Source organism: Tengunoibacter tsumagoiensis, from assembly GCF_003967535.1.
Taxonomy (GTDB): domain Bacteria; phylum Chloroflexota; class Ktedonobacteria; order Ktedonobacterales; family Ktedonobacteraceae; genus Tengunoibacter; species Tengunoibacter tsumagoiensis.
In genome coordinates, this window is the sequence record NZ_BIFR01000002.1 from 2,138,605 (window position 1) to 2,159,480 (window position 20,876).

At 46.9% G+C, this 20,876-nt stretch carries 20 protein-coding genes; 8 read left to right on the plus strand and 12 right to left on the minus strand.

Annotated features, from left to right (window positions below):
* Both thiD and EL628_RS28650 read right to left on the minus strand, forming a co-directional pair.
* On the minus strand, positions 1 to 822 hold the full coding sequence (gene thiD / locus EL628_RS28645) for a bifunctional hydroxymethylpyrimidine kinase/phosphomethylpyrimidine kinase (protein ID WP_126583389.1): 822 nt from the start codon (positions 820 to 822) through the stop codon (positions 1 to 3).
* Positions 819 to 2,345, minus strand: coding sequence for a purine-cytosine permease family protein (locus tag EL628_RS28650; protein WP_126583390.1), 1,527 nt, complete (start codon positions 2,343 to 2,345; stop codon positions 819 to 821). The genes thiD and EL628_RS28650 overlap by 4 nt, the downstream gene beginning before the upstream one ends.
* A gap of 525 nt (positions 2,346 to 2,870) precedes the next feature.
* On the opposite strand from EL628_RS28650, the gene EL628_RS28655 reads away from it, so the two are divergent.
* Entirely contained in the window at positions 2,871 to 3,827 is a 957-nt protein-coding gene (locus EL628_RS28655; protein WP_126583391.1) for a TIGR01777 family oxidoreductase, read from the plus strand.
* Positions 3,828 to 3,942: 115 nt separating this feature from the next.
* Positions 3,943 to 5,685, plus strand: a complete 1,743-nt coding sequence (locus EL628_RS28660) for a sensor histidine kinase (RefSeq protein WP_126583392.1) — start codon at positions 3,943 to 3,945, stop codon at positions 5,683 to 5,685.
* Between the two features lie 8 nt (positions 5,686 to 5,693).
* Here the strand turns inward: EL628_RS28660 and EL628_RS28665 are convergent, their stop codons facing one another.
* The 5 genes from EL628_RS28665 to EL628_RS28685 form a co-directional block, all read right to left on the minus strand.
* A complete protein-coding gene (locus EL628_RS28665) occupies positions 5,694 to 6,638 on the minus strand; it encodes a TIGR03621 family F420-dependent LLM class oxidoreductase (protein ID WP_161975856.1) in 945 nt (314 codons plus the stop codon).
* Between the two features lie 25 nt (positions 6,639 to 6,663).
* Entirely contained in the window at positions 6,664 to 7,650 is a 987-nt protein-coding gene (locus EL628_RS28670) for a methyl-accepting chemotaxis protein (RefSeq protein WP_161975857.1), read from the minus strand.
* A gap of 210 nt (positions 7,651 to 7,860) precedes the next feature.
* Complete coding sequence (locus EL628_RS28675; protein ID WP_126583395.1) at positions 7,861 to 8,409, minus strand: hypothetical protein; 549 nt, start codon at positions 8,407 to 8,409, stop codon at positions 7,861 to 7,863.
* A gap of 510 nt (positions 8,410 to 8,919) precedes the next feature.
* A complete protein-coding gene (locus EL628_RS28680) occupies positions 8,920 to 9,180 on the minus strand; it encodes a hypothetical protein (RefSeq protein WP_126583396.1) in 261 nt (86 codons plus the stop codon).
* 231 nt (positions 9,181 to 9,411) lie between these two features.
* Positions 9,412 to 9,651 carry a hypothetical protein gene (locus EL628_RS28685; protein WP_126583397.1) on the minus strand — a complete coding sequence of 80 codons (240 nt, stop codon included), beginning with the start codon at positions 9,649 to 9,651 and terminating at the stop codon, positions 9,412 to 9,414.
* Positions 9,652 to 10,088: 437 nt separating this feature from the next.
* Here EL628_RS28685 and EL628_RS28695 point away from each other — a divergent pair, with 437 nt between their 5' ends.
* Together EL628_RS28695 and EL628_RS28700 are read left to right on the plus strand one after the other, a co-directional pair.
* Positions 10,089 to 10,997 (plus strand): glycoside hydrolase family 16 protein, encoded by a 909-nt coding sequence (locus tag EL628_RS28695; RefSeq protein WP_161975858.1) that lies wholly within the window; start codon positions 10,089 to 10,091, stop codon positions 10,995 to 10,997.
* Between the two features lie 444 nt (positions 10,998 to 11,441).
* Positions 11,442 to 12,764: an ArsB/NhaD family transporter gene (locus EL628_RS28700; protein ID WP_126583400.1), complete on the plus strand. Its 1,323-nt coding sequence runs from the start codon at positions 11,442 to 11,444 to the stop codon at positions 12,762 to 12,764.
* 125 nt (positions 12,765 to 12,889) lie between these two features.
* Here EL628_RS28700 and EL628_RS28705 read toward each other — a convergent pair whose 3' ends face one another.
* Entirely contained in the window at positions 12,890 to 13,882 is a 993-nt protein-coding gene (locus tag EL628_RS28705; RefSeq protein WP_126583401.1) for an alpha/beta hydrolase, read from the minus strand.
* Between the two features lie 267 nt (positions 13,883 to 14,149).
* Here EL628_RS28705 and EL628_RS28710 point away from each other — a divergent pair, with 267 nt between their 5' ends.
* A complete protein-coding gene (locus EL628_RS28710) occupies positions 14,150 to 14,692 on the plus strand; it encodes an MOSC domain-containing protein (RefSeq protein ID WP_126583402.1) in 543 nt (180 codons plus the stop codon).
* Positions 14,693 to 14,868: 176 nt separating this feature from the next.
* Here the strand turns inward: EL628_RS28710 and EL628_RS28715 are convergent, their stop codons facing one another.
* From EL628_RS28715 to EL628_RS28725, 3 genes are all read right to left on the minus strand, one after another.
* Positions 14,869 to 15,804, minus strand: a complete 936-nt coding sequence (locus EL628_RS28715; protein WP_126583403.1) for a ZIP family metal transporter — start codon at positions 15,802 to 15,804, stop codon at positions 14,869 to 14,871.
* A gap of 175 nt (positions 15,805 to 15,979) precedes the next feature.
* Complete coding sequence (locus EL628_RS28720; RefSeq protein ID WP_126583404.1) at positions 15,980 to 16,234, minus strand: ferredoxin reductase domain-containing protein; 255 nt, start codon at positions 16,232 to 16,234, stop codon at positions 15,980 to 15,982.
* Entirely contained in the window at positions 16,186 to 16,590 is a 405-nt protein-coding gene (locus EL628_RS28725) for a hypothetical protein (RefSeq protein ID WP_126583405.1), read from the minus strand. Before EL628_RS28725 ends, EL628_RS28720 begins: the two co-directional genes overlap by 49 nt.
* 388 nt (positions 16,591 to 16,978) lie before the next feature.
* Here EL628_RS28725 and EL628_RS28730 point away from each other — a divergent pair, with 388 nt between their 5' ends.
* From EL628_RS28730 to EL628_RS28740, 3 genes are all read left to right on the plus strand, one after another.
* A complete protein-coding gene (locus EL628_RS28730; protein WP_161975859.1) occupies positions 16,979 to 18,535 on the plus strand; it encodes a GxGYxYP domain-containing protein in 1,557 nt (518 codons plus the stop codon).
* Between the two features lie 127 nt (positions 18,536 to 18,662).
* Positions 18,663 to 19,253: a DUF4291 domain-containing protein gene (locus EL628_RS28735; protein WP_126583407.1), complete on the plus strand. Its 591-nt coding sequence runs from the start codon at positions 18,663 to 18,665 to the stop codon at positions 19,251 to 19,253.
* Between the two features lie 44 nt (positions 19,254 to 19,297).
* Entirely contained in the window at positions 19,298 to 20,275 is a 978-nt protein-coding gene (locus tag EL628_RS28740) for a D-2-hydroxyacid dehydrogenase family protein (RefSeq protein WP_126583408.1), read from the plus strand.
* Positions 20,276 to 20,393: 118 nt separating this feature from the next.
* Here the strand turns inward: EL628_RS28740 and EL628_RS28745 are convergent, their stop codons facing one another.
* Positions 20,394 to 20,849: a helix-turn-helix domain-containing protein gene (locus tag EL628_RS28745; RefSeq protein ID WP_126583409.1), complete on the minus strand. Its 456-nt coding sequence runs from the start codon at positions 20,847 to 20,849 to the stop codon at positions 20,394 to 20,396.
* Between the last annotated feature and the right edge of the window lie 27 nt (positions 20,850 to 20,876).

The following is a 20,876-nucleotide window of genomic DNA, read 5'->3' on the forward strand; positions in this document are numbered from 1 at the left end:
TTATTCGTTGTGTGTTTGATCCCACAACCAGAAGTGATCAATCGGACCATGTCCCTGGCCAATACCAGGCGCATGCTGGATAGCTCCCGTGATGTATACTTTGGCTCGGCGCACTGCCTCTTCTACAGACCAGCCACGTGCCAGAAAGGCGGTAATAGCCGCCGAAAAAGTACAGCCGGTGCCGTGGGTGTGACGTGTGTTGATCCGCTTCGCGGGTAGCTCGATAAATTGTTGACCATCAAAGTAGAGATCTGTTGGCTGATCCTCGCTATGCCCACCTTTGATTACGACATGCCGTGGCCCCAATGCATAAATTGCCTGGGCGGCAACTTTCATCCCTGCCATGTCTGCAATTTTTACAAGTGAGAGCACTTCTGCTTCTGGAAGATTCGGGGTGACGACTTCAGCCAGCGGCAAAAGAACGGTTCGTAACGTCTCAATTGCCTCTGACTGAAGCAATGTTGAGCCGCCTTTGGCAACCATCACAGGATCAACCACTAACCGAAGCTGCCAGTGCTGCACACGCCTGGCAACAGCATTGATAATCTCAGAACTTGACAGCATCCCTGTCTTAGCCACATCGACTCCAATATCCTCCATGACGGCATCGATCTGAGCCTCAATGATCGGAATGGATTGCTCCTGAATGGCCCGCACACCCAGCGTATTCTGGGCCGTGATGGCTGTAATGGCGGAGATGCCATAGACGCCAAGCGCTGCAAAGGTCTTCAGATCCGCTTGTATTCCGGCTCCTCCACCCGAATCAGAGCCAGCGATAGTTAAGGCTCGAGCGATAGCAGGCCCCTGTAGATTCTCTGTCATAGTGTCTCCTGTACAGACTGTTGACGAAAACGCGTGCGCCCCAGGTAGTAGTAGAGTCCGCCGCTTACTAGCGCACCGACGATCCCACTGACATCCATGCCACCTAACATATGAGCCAGCGGTCCCTGCCAGGGCTGGGCTAACCACGGAAAAGGGGCGGAACTAATAAAAGGGATGGTAACCACAAAACCAATCAACCAGGAGCAGAGAGCAGGCCAGAAGATACCTGAGCGAAACCAGTAAGGACCAGCTGCTCCTCTTGTTAATCCTTCTACATCATAGCTCCCTTGATGCAAGAGAAAAAAATGTACTAATAAGACAGCTGCCCATGCAGGGACCCAGAGATAGGTTAAGAGCAGAAAATCTTCATAAAAGCCCAGAAAACTGGTAGTCAGTTCAGTGTACGTCTGAGCCTGGGTAAAATGGGAGAAAAACCCAATGCTATAGACACAGAGCGCTCCAATAATCCCACAGGCGAGCGCAGACCACCAGCGCTTTAATGGAATATCCATTGCCAGAGCAACAAGGCCAGCAGTATAGACATCAAAATAATTGGCCCAGATCTCTCCTAACACGACAAAGAGCAGAAAAGGGATCGTTAACCACTGTGGCGTTGCCATCGTAATAGCGCTCAAAAGATCGATATTCTGGGTATGAATAGTGGAAAAAAGCACTCCTGATATCCCCAGGATGATGGTCGTGCCCCCAATTCCCAGTGCAGACCAGCCTGCCAGCCGCGCCGATGATACGTTTGCTGGCTGATAACGCGAATAATCGCCTGCGAATGGAAGCCAGGAAGCAACCAGGGCATAGATATAGCTGGCTCCTAATACAATTGCAGCAATGCGCGGAAAACCATGAACGGTGGTCGGAAGATTCCAGCGTATCTGTGGTAAGAGGATGACAAAAAGGAGCAGGCAGAATGCGATAAAGAGAAGGGCTCCAAATTTCTCAAATAGAAAAACGGTTCGATGCCCATAAACAGCGACAACTATCGATAAAAACAGAATCAACGTGATCGAGCCCATTGCAACTTCCGTTGTTTTTGGGACGCCGAAGAGGCTTAGAAGCTGCACTAAGGCCCAGCCGCCAATAACACAATCGACGGCAAACCAGCCTACCGCCATAATCCAGGTAAACGCTGCTCCCAGATACGCTCCCCGATGTCCAAACACGGCTCGCGCAAAGAGCATCTGTGGCATTCCCGTCCTGGCTCCTGTGACGTTTAATAAACCATGCAATATAGCAGCAAGACTGGCCCCAATTATAATTGCAATGCAGCAATCGACTAAACCTAATTGTCCCTGGCCTACGACAAGGGCAGCAGGAGCCCCAATGACCAGAGCACCGGTAAACAGCGAAATATAATTCGACATGGCTCCAGACCAGACGAGAGCCAGTTCACGAGGCGATCCTTTTCTTGCTGTGAGTGGAACCGCCTCCAATCCAATGCGCTCAACTTTCAAAAATTCGGTGGAAGCATCTTCTTGCGATCCTACCAGGCTGGGAAGATCGTTTTGCATCAATCAATCCTTTCAGTATCCAGAAAAGAAGGAGACAACACAAAGGGCACCGGCGCATGGTGCCAGTGCCCTTGAAGACGCTTCTTGTGAAGTGTTGCTCCCTGCGCTGGCATTATCCAGTATCAGGTTCAGACGGTCGGTGACGAATCCTTAGGCCACCCTCTCAGCCTGGCTTACCCAAGCTCCCGTTGTTACAAGAGAATCGTATTAGCTTCTTGTGTGGTTATAGCATATTTTTATACCACTGTCTACTCTGCTACCTGGAGATCTTTCCCATGGAGAGATGAATGCAGCAAAAATGATCATAGCCCGAAAAAACCACCAATGGACGCGTCCAGGCTAGCGACAAATGGATGACGAAATGTCTGCTCTATGGACTAAAACTTTCATAAATGTTACAGTGCAAAAGCTACTTTGTCGATACTTTCAGGGCCTTACCCATAATGGGCTGGAAGATCGTATATCAATCAGGATTGCACAATTATCCTCAGCCGTTATGATCCATTTGAAAAAGAAAGCTTAGTTATGCCAAAACATATTGTTGTTGTCGGAGCAACTGGTGAAATCGGACAGGCTATTACTCGACGCCTGCTAGAGCGTGGAGAGCGTGTCACCATCGTCTCACGTGATCCCCAGGCGGCTCAACGTTTATTGCCAGGAGCTACAGCCTATCAACGCTGGCAGATGGATGAGGTTGCTCCATGGCAGGCAATTTTACAGGGGGCAGATGTGATTATGAACTTTGCTTCTGCACCTGTCTTTGCCCAGAAGTGGACCCCCGCTTATAGAGAACAGTTGAATACTATCCATATTCAAGGGACAAATATTATTGTTCGTGCCATGCAAACAATAGACAGGCCGCCAGCGGTCTTTATCAATGCCTCAGCAGTTGGTATCTATGGCTACTCTAAAGCGAGCAATGAACCCTTTAATGAGCAGGCCGTACCAGATGATGATGCGTTTACCAATGAATGCTTTTTATGGGAGAAAGCAGCCTTTGCAGCAGAGGCATTTGGAGTTCGCGTCGTGCTTCTGCGCACCAGCTTTGTGCTCGATTATCAGTTGGGAGGCCTACCACCTATGGCTCAAGCAACACGCAATTATGTAGGTGGCCCCATTTTGGGAGCTCATTGGACGCCCTGGATTCATATTAAAGATGTTCAAGGGCTTATTGAATTTGCGATGGATAATCAAAATGTGCGCGGTGGACTCAATCTCTGTGCCCCTGATGTCGTTTCACAACGTGATTTTCAAGCAACTTTATCCCGTGTCTTACATCGGCCAGCTCTCTTTGCTAAACCCTCCTGGCTCTTACGGCTTTTTATGGGCGAGGCCGCTACCATTCTTATTCACGGAAAACGTGTTATCCCTCAAAAAGCTCTCGATCTGGGCTACCAGTTTCGTTTTCCAACGCTAGAGGCGGCTCTGTACGATCTCCTCTCTGAAAACACTCGTCTTACCACCCCTCGCGAAGAGAGATAGTACTCTCTTTTCTTATTGCAAAAAGAAACTTAAGCTTGTATGATACAAAGATCAGAAGATCAATGCTTTTTCTTCTTTTCAAAAGTATCATGACATTGTTGAAAAAAGAGGAAATATGAACACAGCTAACTCTGAAGATAGTCCGTTGGCGGCCTCCCATTCCAGTCAAGAATCCAGTCTTCACGAGCCTACAGTAGAGACCCGGCTTCGCCTTGCTGGATTGATGAAAGATGTTGGACTGGCGCTCATTCAAAGTGAGCATCTCCAGGATATGGCCCAACGCTGTACAGAGGCTTTTGTTCATTATTTCGATGCAGCATTTGCACGCATCTGGGTCCTCAATCAGGCTACAGAGATCCTGGAACTGCAGGCCAGTTCAGGACTGTATACGCATCTGGACGGCCCCCATAGCCGTATTCCCGTTGGAATGTTCAAAATCGGCAAGATTGCTGCTGAGCGAAAACCTCATCTCACTAATGCGGTGATTGGCGATCCACGCGTCAGCGATCAAGCATGGGCCCGGCAAGAGGGTATGGTGGCTTTTGCGGGATATCCTTTGCTCGTCGACGATCAGGTCGTTGGCGTTATGGCCATGTTTGCTCGCCATCATCTCTCAGCCTCTGTGTTGGAGGCCATGGCCTCAACCGCCAATGCCGTTGCAGTAGGCATTGATCGCAAACGCTGGGAACTTGAGCGTCTCCATTTACTAGAGACCGCTGAGAAAGCTCGCGCCGATGCGGAACGCGAAAAACAACGCGCCACGGATATCCTCGAACGCATCAGTGATGCCTTCTTTGCACTGGACCGCAACTGGATTTTTACGTATCTTAATAAAAAATCTGAACCTCTTTTACAGCGACGCCGGGAAGAACTCCTGGGACACAATATCTGGGAAGAGTTTCCCGATGCAGTTGGGCTTAGTTTCTATACTCATTATCATCTGGCTCTCGAGCAACAGATAAATATTAATTTTGAGGAGTTCTATCCTCCCTTAAACACCTGGTTTGAGGTCCACGCCCATCCCGCTCCTGACGGCCTCTCAGTCTATTTTCACAATATTAACGATCGAAAGGCCATGGAACAGGAGCGCGAGCGGCTCTTTCAGATTGAGCAAGAGACCCGCTCTCAGGCTCAAATTGCTCTTGCGATTCGCAATCGCTTCCTCACCAGTATCTCCCATGATCTAAAAACTCCGCTCACAACGATGAAGGTAAATGTACAGCTCGCTCAACGCCAGCTCGCTCGCGTCCCCATTACGGATCCCAATCCTCTCAGCAAACGGCTAGGAGCAATTGAGGGGGCCACAAAAAAGATGACGGGGATGATTGAGGATCTTCTTGATCTTGCCCGGAACCAGACTGATCCAGCGATTGACCATGTCTTTCAATCACTGGATCTCCTCCCCCTGGTACATCAAGTGGTCGGTGAATTTCAAGATACCAGCAAACGCCATCAGATACTTATCATTGATAAGGTTGATACCTTGCCCATCAATGGAAATCCCGCCCGTATGGATCGTGTCTTGAGTAACCTGCTGAGTAACGCGATTAAATATAGTCCACAAGGTGGGCAGATTATTGTGGAATCAGATCGTCAGGCAGATGGTGAGACATGCTGGGGAATTATCAGCATCCAGGATCAAGGCATCGGGATTCCTCATGCCGAAATTCCATCTATCTTTCAGCCGTTTCAACGTGCAAGCAATGTGATCGACTCTATCCAGGGTACAGGAATCGGACTGGCCAGCGTGGTTCAAGTGCTTGAGCAGCATGGAGGATCAATCTCCATCCAGAGTGAGGAAGGCAAAGGCAGTACATTCACGATCCGCCTCCCTCTTCTTCTGGAAACAGCCATCTAGCTTCGCTTTTATCGACCTGCAAGCTGGCCGATCACAGGCGCGACAGCTCCTATATCTGCCACACGGAACTCGATAGAGGAGAAACCAAAGTGTTCACGCCGATAGTAAAGTTCCTCTACCATCTGATCAATTGTACCGATAAGCACATGGTTGCATTGTAAGGTCTGCTCCGGCGTCAATCCTAACTTTTGCCCTACACCATAAGCTACATGCTCACGATCATTGGTAACAACGGCGATAAAAATAGTATTGCTCAGTTCAATGTGCTCAAAACGTTCGCCAGCAGCTTCACGAATCCAGGTCAATTTTTCATCATTGTACTCATACAGACTACTTGTCCAGTTCAGACCATGCTCGTTATTTTTAGCAGCCAGGCCAATGACATCAGCCTCACGGGCAGCAAACGATAAGATCCGCTTGCCTCCTCCTCCCAGATACAGGGGTGGATACGGCTTCTGAACGCTTTTCACGACGACATCCAGGCCATCAAGAGTATAATGTTGACCAGCAAAATACAGCTTATCCGTTTGAAAGTAGGCCTTATACAGCTTTACAGACTCCTCAAAACGCGCTATGCGCACCCCAACACGATCAAATGGCAATCCAGCCTGCTTGTAATCTTCAGCCAGATACCCACACCCTAACCCAAACTGGAAACGCCCCTCAGAAAGTTGATCTAACATCGCAACCTGTCGATACAAAACTGCTGGATGATAGAAATCATTACAAAATACATGGCTGCCAATACGCAATGAAGTTGCATCAGCCACTGCCATCAATGTCGAGATCGGGTCACCAACAATACCAAATGATGAGGCCTCATCAAAATGATCTGTCATTAAAAATGTGCTGACTCCTACCTCTTCTGATTTTTTTGCCTGCGTGATCAATTCCTCACGCGAACGAGCTCCATTCGAAATACAAGAAAAGCGAAATGGGCGAATCTTAACCATAGCAATACCTTCCTGTTGTGAGTTTTTAAGAATAGGTCTTTGGAGCGGTGGTCGTCTCGGACAGCAAGAGACCATCCAACTCTTTTAAAATGAGATCTAAAGCCGTCCCTGTCGCATTCAATTTCAGCGGAACCTGTTCAACTTTTGCCTGTTGAAGCTGTTGTCTTACATATTCCATCTCTTTCTTCAAGTTCTCTAACTCTTTCTCAGAGACCAGCGCCTGCTGCCAACGTGGCTGCATCTGTTGCATTTGCCATTCCAGATGCCTCAACTTCTGATAACGAGACAGGAGCGTATTAAGAGATCCCCCAATCTGCCATAAAACATTGTCTGATGTCAGAGGAACACGTGCATCCAGGTCACCTTGAGCGATGCGGTTCTGTGTCTGTACTAATAAGTCAATACTGGCCTCGAGCTTTTGTTTTTCTAATGTGCTTGCGGTATGTTGCCTGGCAATGTCATGTTGCAGCTCTGCAATAACCTGTGCTCGATCAGCTCGCTTGACAGCATCCTGAGAGCTGCTCACCCATAAATAGGTCACAACTGCAACAATAATATGAAGGACAATCGGACGAGCAAGCACTTCAGGACCAGCCTTGGCAATTAAAGCCGTTAGATCAGAGGTGCGACTCTGTAAATAAAAGTCTGTCACAATGAAAAGGATATTTGCGCCAACAACGATAAAAACGCTCCTTGCTGGCAAGAGAGAGACTGCAAGGAGGTCTGATTGAATCATCATGTCATATAAAAAAACGGTATTAGTCCCTAAACCGCCAGGATACGTCAGAATGGCAATGGGAATTGCTACACTTACCACAGCAGTGACCAGCCCACCAGCAAAATTAACAGCACCTCTGTGATTCATAGCAAGCGCGATCATAAATAAACCTATTGCCAGCACGAGCACAAACAAAAGGGTATGATTTTGATAATAAGCTACTGGTACTGCCAGACCACCAACAACCAGAAGAATGTAAAAAAGCAACAAGCTGACCAGACGACCACGTCTCACAAGCTCTCTCTGCTCCACACTCATGTGCGAAGACGAACGTTTAGGAGCTGTAAAGTGATACCACCATTCCATATAGCTTTTTTTGGGGTCATTATTGAGATATCGAAGTGACCAATCTTGTTGCGATTGAGAATCTCTACTGTTCGAATTCAAAGGTAACACAATACTCCTCCATAATACTTGTACGTTCTTCAATTTCAAGCCAGACTATTACGCAGTTACTACCCCTAAAGTAGTCAGTTCTTGTAGGGTCGAGAGTACAACTGGTATCGCCAGACCACTTAAGGCAGCAATTTTTTCGACACTCCTCTGTCCGTCAATAAGCGCTAATACTTTGCGCGAATTCCTATCGACATATTGTAGACTCAGAGAAACTGTCCTTTTAGGAATAGGAAAAGCGGAGAAAGTATTGGCTTCATTAGCGGCATCTGAAGCTGCTGCTGATGTTTGGTACGATGACTGTAAAAGGTCCAGGCTCTGGCTTGATGATGAGGCAATGGCCTGTGGTTCATAAGTCCAACGTCTCTCTCCTACATTCATAATCCCTTGCAGAACCTGTAAGCCACTTCCATACGAACGTCCACTCTCTCCTTGCAAAAAACAAGCCACAACCTTTCCTCTTACCAGTTCTATTCTCACCAAACACACCTCTTGTTTCCCTAATACCTGAGGCGGAAGACTCGTCATCAGCCATCCAGTCTGCTGCAACTCTTCCAACATAGTAAGAAGTGTCTTGAGATCTAATCGATATTCACTCATGTCTTCCTACAATTCAACTCTGTGCTGCAAAATCTTGCGACTATTTGCCTTGCAAAATAAGCAAATGTTTCTTTCAAAGAAAGCATATGCTTATCACACTACTCTTTTATATATGCATATTTTTCTCTTTATCAGAGTAGCAAGGGCATAAATAAACATATCTATTCAATCATAACTGAATAATTATCCAGGGTCTATCCTTCCTAAAAATACCATTCTGCTACAGAAACGATTGAATTACCCAGAGAGACCGGCTTTAACAATGATTTTAAGATATTTCGCGCTTTTATTTTGCTATTGATACTGAAACTATAAGAAATTCAAACAAAAAAAGGTATAAAATCTTAATGAAAATTTTATACCTTTTCGCCAAAAGATAAGACTTCAGCTATTCATGGTCATTTGCTGCGTTGATCAGGGTAGTGGCAGGCTGGTTTCTTTCCATCAGTTATACACGCCTGCCTCCATACAAGGATACCTGACACACGATAAATACTTTATCTTATGCACTTACCCGTCAGTTAAACCTTGCCGAGAAGCTGAACGTGGCTCACGAACCGATGGATAGATCTCTAACACAGCAAAACCATCGCTCAAGTATGTATTTCCTTCTGCATCGACTGAAAAAATGTGCTGTCCCGCTAAACAGTAGTATTGAGGATTGCCGTCTCTATCACATCTTACTGTGGTCTCGGATTCAACATCAACGAGCAAGACGCCACAGCCTTGATCAAAAGCACAAATATGTAGCCCACCTGCCGTCGGACGCATAAAACACCCTCTTCTCTTCTTGACTCTACTATCGTGCTAAAAATTACCTCTCTTAGTAAGACGATTGAAAATGCAAAACGCAAAATTTGCGAGACCTCGCGACCAACATTCATTCGACATTGTTATTCACACATCGTTATTTGCATACAAAAAGAGCCTGATCAATACTGCGTATTATCGATCAGGCTCGCTATCATTGAAATGGCTCTTTTTTTACGTTACATTAGTCTTTCATTCAGTAAACCATGGAGCTGCGACTGTCTGCTCATTATCTTCAGGTACATATGCCACAAGGGCACTGGCCCTGTCATTGAGCCGAACAACCCAGAGGTTATCAGCCAGAGCATTTAACTGCTCTGCTTGCATTGCTGGTACATGCTCGGGAGCAATTCCATAAAAATTACAGGCTGCATTAAGAACTTCAATAGGTGGTTGTAGTGATTGCTTTTTCCAAAAGCCGAACAAATTCATACTGGTTTCCTTTGTTGATCCGAGGGAACACCAGGGAACTTCTTTGCTCGACTGAGCTTCATTGATCAATTAACCTGATATACCATTGATACTTTTTAACATTGATGCTTCCCCACTTTCCTTCCGGTCCATTCCGGAGCCTGTTCTACATGGATAATTCATAGGGCAGAGCCTCAAAATACGCTGGTGGTGATTGTCCACCACTCTCATCTTTGGAACGGGTTACCACGAAGAATAGTCACATTTCATCAGCACGTGCCATTTTTCTACAAAATGATCCTCTCTTCTTAACCTGAATGAGTACTTTTATGCTACCTGACACACGTGTTATCCGAAATGCTATCAACAATTATGCTATTCTGAATCCATATTTATACCTACTTTTAGGGGATTATTTAAGGACATCTGTATTTCCCTACGTTGAAGGAGATTATCTCTTGAAAAAGCAGACACGAGGGCCTGTGCTTGTTGTCATTGGTCTGATCTTGCTCGTTGTCATCTGTTCCACTTTTCTCTTTACTCGTCAGGCACGTGTGTCTCTTTCCAAACAACCAACCCCCACTGCCCAGGCTACGCAGGCAGGCTTACAAGTGGCTGAGAGACCAACTATTGCGCCTACACCTACACCTACACCAAGCCCAACACCTTTACCACCTACTCCAACGCCAAAACCAACTGCTCCAGTGGTCTCAGATAACCCCAGTTGGACCCTTATTTTGAGCGATGATTTCAATGGTACTACACTTGGTTCAAGCTGGGGTACCTACAATGGCCCTCATGGCGGTGGAAAAAGCTATTATGATCCCAGCGAGATCTCGGTGAGCAATGGGATGGTTCATATTCAAGCTGAACGGAAAACCACCAATGGATTGCTCTACACAACTGGTGGAATGGCTGCGTTTGGACTGAGTCAGGTCTATGGAAAGTATGAGATGCGTGTGAAACTCCCACATGGAAAAGGTCTTGATCCCTATGCGATCCTATGGCCAAAGTCAGATCAACCAAATACGGCTCAGGTGGATCTCTTTGAAAGTCCGCCAGTAGATAAAACGACTCTCTATTGCACGAACCACGGGGTCGATGGCACAAGCGGACAGGTGACAGCCAATGGGCAGTTTGCCGACGATTTCCATATCTTGACCTATGAGTGGCTTCCTAACAAGATTACATTTTCGGTCGATGGAGTGCTACAAGGCGCAATCACAAATCGCATTCCCGATTTTCCCATGTGGCTTGGACTTGCGATTAGTTCTGGCGATGCCTTTACTGGCGATCCCGATCCTACAACGGTCTTCCCTGTCACTATGGATATCGACTGGGTCCATATCTATAAATACAATGGCTGACCGATCCGCGGCTATATCACTCCTCGTATGAAAAAGTATCGTCTTGTGAAACGAATGTTCCCGCATTACATGCAATGCAGGAACATTCGCGCCACAAGGCGATTCTTTGCAAATGCCGGGTCGAATTTCATCCATTGTAATCACCCGCTCTATATGTTATAGTAATGAATAATATCATAAAAATGGCATAAGAATGTAATAGCATTACTTGCTTAATAGCTATTTATACATACTATATTGTAGATCCATTCAAAAAACGAACTGCTTCACATCCTTTATTTTATGTATTGAAGTGAAGATCGTTCTATGTAGTAGTTGGCTCTAAAAAAGTATCGTGTATTGAGCCAGATCACTCAATCTTTGCTTCCCTTGCAAACAAGAGTGTTGGCTGCGATAGACTCCTGGTAAGTGCTCAAGGATTGATGTACATAAAGGACATAGCTGATGTTTAATGTGATCGCAGGGCTTGTGATCTTATTGCTGGTACTGGTGGTGGTTGTATGGCGTCCACGTACACGCTGGACTCCGCATGGGCTTCCCGTTTTTATTCCTGCGGCCATAGGAGCTATAGTGGCTCTCACATTAGGGCTCGTGGGACTGACGATGCTTGGAACAATCGTGAGTCGCGTATGGGATGCCTCTTTTACTTTGATTGGTCTCTTTCTACTGGCAGCTGCCCTGGAGGCCAATCATTTTTTTGAATGGGCTGCTCTACGCCTGGCAAAGATTGCCGATGGCTCTTCATGGCGGCTCTATCTGCTCCTCTGTCTCCTGACAATAGGGGTAACCATTTTCCTCGGCAACGATGGGGCAATCCTGGGTATGACTGCGATTGTCGCGAAACTGGTGAAAACCATTTTCCCGACGCGTGAGCGACACTGGTGGCCCTATATCTTTGCAGCGGGGTTTCTGGCCGATTCATTTAGTGGCTTCCTGGTTCCTGATAATCTGACAAATATTATTGTTGCCAGCACGTATCACCTCCCTTTTGTTACCTTTATGGTTCAGATGGCCTTACCGATGGTTCTGGCTGCGGTCGTTGCGATCAGTTGCTTTGCAATTCGTTTTAATACAGTGTTATTGAAAGATAAGGTGAAATACGATAGTAGCATGTTGCTAAAGACGGGAAGTGTGTTAAAAGATCAACTTGTCTTTAAGGTTATCTGGATTGCGCTCACTGTGCTGATTCTGGGCCATCTTATCGTTGGAGGTGTGTTCCATCAGCCTGCCTCCTTTGTCGTTGTACCGGTCGCGGTGATTGTCCTCTTTTTTGTCCATTTTCGCAAGTTACGTCTGGCCCATGAGATCTTGTTTGCAGCTCCATGGGAGGTGTTGCTCTATGCGCTTGGCATGTTTGTTGTGATTACTGCTGCGATGACGCCAACGGTGATTACGTTGTTCCTCTCAATTCAACCTCTCCATAGTCTGATCATGGGTGAGAAGAGTGTGATCGGTCTCTTTACTACTGGTGGAATCTTAGCCGTTCTCTCGGCTGTGACGAATAATCTGCCTGCAACACTGGCTGGTGTCTTACTACTAGGCACCGTGGCTCATCCGCCGATGCTTGCCATCTATGCAGTGATCATAGGGGTAGATATTGGTCCTAAGCTCACACCTTATGGCTCTCTGGCGACTCTTCTATGGCTCGGTATTCTCAAACGAGAGGGCATTACGATCTCATGGGGCCGCTGCTTTAAAGAGAACTGGCTGATTACGGTTTTTGCTCTTACGGCTGCTCTGCTTGGCTTACTCCTGGTCATGCCCTGACGGTAGTGATGGTAGAGAGCCTGCCAGTGTAATGACAAGCTGGCTGAAATCTTTTCATCAGCCAGCTCTGGGGTCTTCGCTCTATTCGTGAGAGCACTCTTCCTGGAAGTTCCCCTCCTCTAGGTTTACGATTTGGAAGCCTGAAGAAGGGATGGATCAAACGCACGCCTTAAGGCGGCCAACTGATCTCGCTCGGCAGCCTTTGTTACCTGGGCGTTGGCGACCATTCTGAAGCCGTGATAGGCTCCAGGGTAGACATGCAGTTCCGTTGACACTCCTGCTCGCATCAGGCGGCGAGCATACTCCATGTCTTCCTCCAGAAACAGATCAAGAGCCCCGACGTTGATAAAGGTGGCAGGTAAGCCTTCCAGATGTTCTGCACGTGCAGCCGCCGCATAGGGCGAAACATTCGATTGTCCAGGCTCATGACCCAATAAGGAGGTCCAGCCAAAACGGTTGGCCTCTGGCGTCCAGATAAATTCCCCTGTATAGGGATGCGGGTTTGCCAGCGTACATGTGCGATCATCAAGCATAGGAGCCAGCAGGAGTTGAAAGGCCAGGGAAAACTCGCCACGATCGCGCGTCAGGAGCGCTAATGCAGCGGCCAGTCCTCCACCAGAACTGCTCCCACCAACCGCAATTCGCTGTGGATCGATCCCCAGTTCGTTAGCATGAGTAAAAATCCATTTCAAGGCTGCATAACAATCCTCGATCGGACCCGGATAGGGCGTCTCTGGAGCCAGGCGGTAATCGACCGAAACAGCGGCACACCCAACATTTGACACAATGCTTTTGACCATAAGGTCTTCCGCATCTGCTGAGCCCATAACATATCCCCCACCATGAATCCAGAGTAAGGTTGGGAGTGGTCCCTGCACCGAGGTGGGCAGGTAGACCAGTATCCGTACATTGGGCTCCCCTTCCAGGCCAGAAATGAACCGCTCACTGACAGAAAGTGCAGAGAATTGAGATACGTTCGCAGATGCTAGCGAAGCCATAACTGCCTTCTTCGCACTGGCACGTGTCTCTGCCAGACTTTCAGCAGTAAGCGCTGAAGCAGGAATATAGTTAAGAATAGCAACAAGCTCAGGATCAACAAGGTATTTCGTCGTGGTCACGTCTTTTTTCTTTCGTGTTTTTCATGGTCAATAACAGACAGCAGGCCAGATGACAACCTTGCTGTGGGTATGAGCACGAACTGACTATGCCATCTCGACCTTCAAGGCCTTTATAAATCTCATCTCTCTTGCAGGCTCTTGATTGAAAGCTTCTGCTCAACAAAAAAAATGCCCTGAAGAGTAGCAAATTGACTCAATTAGAGTATACTAAAAAGCAGCAATCTTGTTTTTCGTTGCAAAGATTTATGAACAAAGGCACATATACATATGAGTGGAATCGTGGTCGCTGTAAGTTGCAATCCCAAACACACCTTTACTAAGCCAAATCTAGAGAGAATCCGGCTTCTCGCTGGCCTGGGAGTAGAAGGTGATGCACATCTTGGTGAAACGGTCAAACACCGCTCGCGAGTAGCTCGTGATCCCAGTCAACCGAATCTACGTCAGGTCCATCTGATTCATGCTGAACTTCATGATGAACTTCGTGCATTCAACTTCAATATAGTACCAGGGCAGATGGGTGAGAACATTACTACACGTGGTATTGATCTGCTCGCACTTCCTACCGGGACGCGTCTGCATGTTGGTAACATGGCAATCATCGAGGTAACGGGCCTTCGCAATCCTTGCGTCCAATTAAACAACCTTCAGCCAGGTCTGATGGACGCAGTACTAGATCGGGACGAACATGGTGCTCTTATCCGCAAGGCTGGCATTATGGGCATTATCCTGACTGGAGGGGAAGTACAATCAGGAGATCCCATCATCATTGAATTACCCACGCCCCCCTATCGAAAGCTTGAGCCCGTCTGAATCATACTCCTACAACCTTATAAGATAGAGTTCGTCTTATGATTGAGCATTATTGCACGTAACTGACAATAATGTTAAGGGAAGTGAAATAGCTCACAGCCGGTGCCAATGCCAAAATAGAGAGACGAACGGGGTGCATCATCATGTAGCATCCTCCCTTGAAGGATGCTACAGATTTACGCACCTGCATAGGTCACAATCAGATCCGTAAGATAGCCAAGCAGGAAACCAACAAAGAGCCCCCACATAATGATCTGATTGGAAGTTGTCCGTTTGGCGACCGCCAGCAATTCAACAATGACATACAGAATTGAGCCAGCAGCCAGGGCCAGAAAGAGAATAAAGAGCAGATCCGACTGAAAAGCCATGCCAATCATGGTCCCCAGAAAAGTTGGACCACCACCAATCAGGCCCAGCAATAGAATGAATTTCCAGGAAACCTTCTCTGTGGAGGTGAGCGGACCCGCAATGCCAAAGCCTTCAGTCATATTGTGCAGCCCAAAACCAATAATTAAGATCGTTGCTAATGAGATCGCACCTGTGACTGCCGATTGACCAATCGCTAATCCTTCCGAGAAATTATGCAGGCCAATCCCCACTGCGATCATGAGGGAGAGCAACATGGGAGAGGGGACAGAGACAGATGGTATGACCGTCGCCGTAACGTTGGGGGCCTTGACCGTCTGTACACGCTCGCCTCTGGCTTCCATGGCAGCTTTACTGGCAACGGCACCAACGAGCACAGGCTCAACATCTGGCGTGCCTGTCTCCACAATCACTTGTTTTTTCGGCTTATAACGAGCAATGACATAGGAATTGAAATAGACAAGACCAAGTAAACCGATAAAGAAGCCCAGCACCATCAAGCCAACTTCAGCAAAAACAGTGGTAGCTCCCGTATGTTTATCGCGCAATGTCTCGATAGCGCTATTAATTGGCTCTGAACCTTTACTGACCACATCAAAAAAGAGGAAGACCAGAACGCCAGTTGCCAGCATATTGGCAAAGGTTTTCAATCTCTGAGGGGCTCTTTTTAAAAAAGCCAGGGGAAGACCCAGATAGATCGTAAAGCCAGCAAAAGCCCCAAGTAGGATGATTGTCCCAGTGGACATGACGACTATATCCTTTCAGCACATAGACTGCTTCAGAAGTGAATAGGCAGCACATGCACGACACCAGATGAGTATAGGAAATGCAGGTCGACCCTCCCAAACATTAGGGTCTACTAATGTTTGGGATTGTACCTGCTTCACGCTAAAAATGCAAGATGTCTTAGCGGAGAAACATTTAAAGTCCTGGGAAAAAATCTTTCTTGATCTGGCCTGGTCTGATATGCAGGTCTTTCAGTACCTGCTCACACCCCCGAACCATCTCTGGCGGACCAGAGATATAATACGTTCTCTCAGCAAGATCTGGAATCACCTGCTGAAGCATCTGAGCGTTAATACGACCAACAAAACCAGTCCAGTTGGCAGGAATCGCAGTGCTATCAGTTAATGTATACAGTATTTTGCTGCCGAGATCAATTGAGGCAGCTTGCAAAACATCTTTATAGGATACTGCAAAAACTGTACATCGGTGATCTTGCCATTCTTAATAATCGCTTTCACCTGCAGGTTTCCCCAGTGCGCGTCTGCCACACTTCCAGTGTATGACCCATCTTTATATTGAGTACTTGTTGTACTGGTATTGTTAGATGTTGTGGGCGGAGTTGCATCTGTAGAGCCTGCATTACTCGATGACCCGGGCGAATTAGCAGAGCCCGGAGAATCTGTTGAAGAGCTCGATGTGGAGGTGCTGGTTGGGACAATTGCAACTGAATCAGCATGATTAAACAGGAGACTATAGAGAATAAAGGCACCTATGATCAAGATCGCCACTGTTACTTTTTTCACCATGATCTGTATCCTCGTAAAAAAATGTAGCTCGCACTGAGTGAAGGAAGGCCGTCTGAGTGTAAGGTACGAATGTGATGATGCATACGAAATGAACCTTACGCATTACTTAGCTCAATCATATCCTGTTGATATCAAAAAAAAAATGAGATCCTGTAAATAAATTGTAAAGCTCCCCGAGACCTGCTGTCTTCAGACGTTACTGTCTAAAAACATGCTTCCAGTGAGTACACAGGCCCTTACCAGAGCTTGAGCTAATGAGGTTGATGGCTCTGTCGATAAAGAATACAAGGATATTGGTACATTGGCTGGAAAGGATCTGTTTTATGTACATATCTTTACGTTTTATAGGTTCATGAGAGCTACTTCTCTGCTGATAAGAAGTCTATGTATGGTGCATTTCCTTCTCTGGCCTCAGATTGCACAGGCTTCTCATGCTCCTACGTCTCAGTCATTGATGAGCTGGCCCACTTCGCGGCTCTTTCCACATTTCTGTTGCTTGAACTCGCTTAAAGTTATTACACTTACAAAGCTGCCAGCAGATCAGCGAACACTGTTTGTCTCTTTACAGGGACTGCTCAATCGTCAACAGACGCGCATCTATGTTCGTGAGGATGAGTTTGGGGGCTCTTCTGACTTCTGGCTTACACAGCTCCATGTTCCGTATAGCAATGTCGCTGATCCATTCAGTCTCTTCACAACCTACCATGATGAGATTTCTGGTCTGATTGTCACTGATCCACAACAACCAGCTACAATCAATCTGGCGACAACATTAGCGGGTCAGCGCAATGCACTCATTGTTTCTCCTCATCTTCTCCAGCAACGGATGCGTCTATTCCATCTACCAGTTCTCATGGATCTTCGCCTATTCCATTTCTCTTCGGCCTTCATGGTCTATCAGTATGCTTATAAACACTATTGGTCCCTCTCTAATCATCATCTCTTAGTAGGACTGAGCCCCTGGGAAGCTGGTCACTTGCGTGATTATGCCATCGCAACGCATGCAATGGTCATCTGGCTTGACCCTGGAGATCTGCTTCAACGGATACTTTTGCATTCATTCTTTGCAGCTATGCCCGCAGGAAGTTCATACCTGGGTTGGTGGAAGAATGAGCCTGCTGGAATTCGGTCTGCCTCCAGCTATGGTATCGCTACCTATGCAACCGATCTCGCCAGCAATCTCACTGTCCTGGGAGCGACCTCACTGGTCAGGCAGCGTTTTTTTCTATCGTCGCCGCTACGGCTACAACGAAAGATCTATATCTCTCTTTTTATGAGTGATGGAGACAATATCCAGATCGATCAACATAGACTGGTTCAGAAATGGAATGATCCAGAGCGTGGCCGCATTCCTCTTGGCTGGACCCTCAGTCCAGCCCTCGTCGATCTAGCGCCAGTCATTTTGAATTATTATCGAGAGACAGCAACCATTAATGATGATTTAGTTGCTGGCCCCTCTGGTATGGGCTATCTGTATCCTCATCTCCTGACCAACCATGCCCTCACTACCTATATGCTTCAGAGCCGATGGTATCTGGCAGAAGCAGGCTTTTCAATCGCAACTATCTGGGAGAATATCGCAACTTTTCCCACCTCAGTTGGGCAAGCCTATGCTCACTATACCGATCTACAAGGGATTACGGTACAGAATACGATCTCTATCAGCCAATCCACTCCAATCATTTATAACCATAAACTGGCCGCCTACCCGCTTCAGGGGGCATATCTCGCCAGCGCTACAGAGGTAGAGGCACTTATCCAACAGGTGGCAACCACTGATACGAATCTGGCTCCTCATTTTCTTGCAATTCAGGTTGATCTAAATAAGCCAGGGATTACTCCGACCTCTCTCTATCGCGTTCTGCAACATTTTCGCAGCAATGATCAGATCGTTTTTGTTCGTCCCAGCCAGTTCTTTCAACTCTTTAAAGCCAGCCTGCTCTGACAATACTGTATATAAATTTGAATCGCATCTCTTTGTTGGTACTAAATTGACGAAAAGATACAGCGTACCATATAATTAGCAATTATCGATCATCAGTAGCTTCAATGAACAACCAAAGAAAAAAGGTATGAATATCTACGAAATTCGTGCTAATTACGATGATAACTCAATTATCATGTATCAGGCCTATCCAAAATCGATTGCTCTTCCTGCTATCCAAACCAATCGATTTATCCCTCCTTTTTCATTGAACAGAATGACGTGGATCAAACCCTCTTTCTTATGGTTAATGGAAAGAAGTAATTGGGGGTTAAAATCTGGTCAGGAAATGATTCTCGCCATTCGCATCACGCGACAAGGATGGGAGGAGGCACTCTCGCAAGCTGTTTTGACATCGTATAATCCCCAGGTATATGCTCATTCTGACGAATGGAGCGCTCAGTTTGAGAAAGCTCTTGTGTATGTCCAATGGGATCCGGAAAGGACACTTCGTGGAAAAGCCCTTCCCGTTAACAGCATTCAGGTTGGCCTCAGCCGCCATATTATTCAAAAATATGTTAATGAATGGACCATTGAGATCCAGGATGCAACTCCTCTAGTGAGAAAAATCTATGGCTTGTTACAACAAGGGCAAGAAGCAAAAGCAAAGGGGTTTCTGCCAAAAGAACGTATTTACCCCCTCAATCAGGCACTTGCCCGGCAGATTGGCATGAAGTAGAACGCCTTTTTGAGAAAAATCAGATAGGGAAGAGGGAAGGCTCTATGAAGATCGCTATTCCTGATGATTATCAGGACGCTATACCTATGCTGGATTGTTTTGCGAAGCTGGCTGAACATGATGTTGTGAGCTATCACAATCATATCAGTGACCCGAAAATGCTGGCTGAACAACTGAGAGAGGCTGAAGCTCTTGTGCTCATCCGCGAACGCACACCTATTACAGAGGACTTACTGGCCTTGCTGCCAAAACTAACATTGATTGTACAAACCGGACGACAGGCTCCCCATCTCGATCTAGCTGCCTGCACTCGCCATGGAGTATCGGTTATCTATGCTACTCCCACAACTCCGTCTGTGTCATCATCTACAGCTGAGTTAACCTGGGGACTCATTCTGGCTGCTCTGCGTTTTATCCCTCAGGAGATAGCATCGATGAAGGCTGGCCAGTGGCAACACAAGCTCGGACGAACGCTCTATGGTAGTACACTGGGAATCTTTGGGTATGGGACGATTGGCAAAATGGTGGCAGGCTATGGAAGGGCGTTCGGAATGAAGGTCCTTGTCTGGGGACGTGAAGGGTCGCGAGACCGCGCTCGCTCTGATGGTTTTGAGGTTGCCACAGATCAAGAGGCGCTATTTACCCAATCTGATGTTCTGACCCTCCACATTACGTTGAAGGATGAGACTCGTGGCATTGTTTCACTCCAGGATCTACTGAAAATGAAATCGTCTGCACTCCTTGTAAACACGAGCCGCGCTGGTCTGATTGCTCCAGGAGCATTAGAGGAGGCGCTACGCGCTGGACGACCTGGATATGCTGCGGTCGATGTCTATGAGCATGAGCCAGTCAAAGATCATCCTTTGTTGCAGATGGAGAATGTGCTCTGCACTCCCCATATAGGGTACGTTGAGAAAGAAAGTTATGAACGCCTATTAGGAGCAGCCTTTGACCAGTTGGTCGCCTTTGCCAGTGGCAATAGGGATGCGGTCGCCAATCCAGAAACTCTCAAGCAGGTATAAATAAGGCTATTCATGCTATCTAGTTGTTTGTTCTGCGTGACCGTCTAGTTCAATACATCATATTTCCAGAGCTTCAAACGCTCATGATTGAGAAGAGAGAAAAAGTAGAGAGAGCAGCTCAATGATAACGTGAACTTTTGCGATAGGCTGCTGGACTCACGCCTGTATGACGGGCAAAAATACGCGAGAAATAAAACCGATTCCCAAAACCAACTTCGGCAGCAATCTGTTCAATGCTATGATTAGTGAATAATAGCTTCTGGCTTGCTACCTTCACACGTTGCTCTTGAATATAGTGGCCTGGCGTCATCCCCACACACTCGCGAAAACGACGCGCAAAATAATCTACTTGCATATGACAGAGACGCGCTAACTCATTGTTGAGGAGTTCTTCACCAAGATGAGCTTCAATATAGCGTAATGCTGGCTGAACTGGCTCCTGAGCCAGAGCCAGTTGTAAGCTGTGCTGAATACGTGTGGCTGACACATCTTGTAGATAAAGCGCCAGCCCTTCATAAATGAGCGCTTTAATGCGCATCTGCAGGACAAAATCCGGTGCATCTCTACACTGCATCTGCTCTTGAACACATCGAATCTGCTC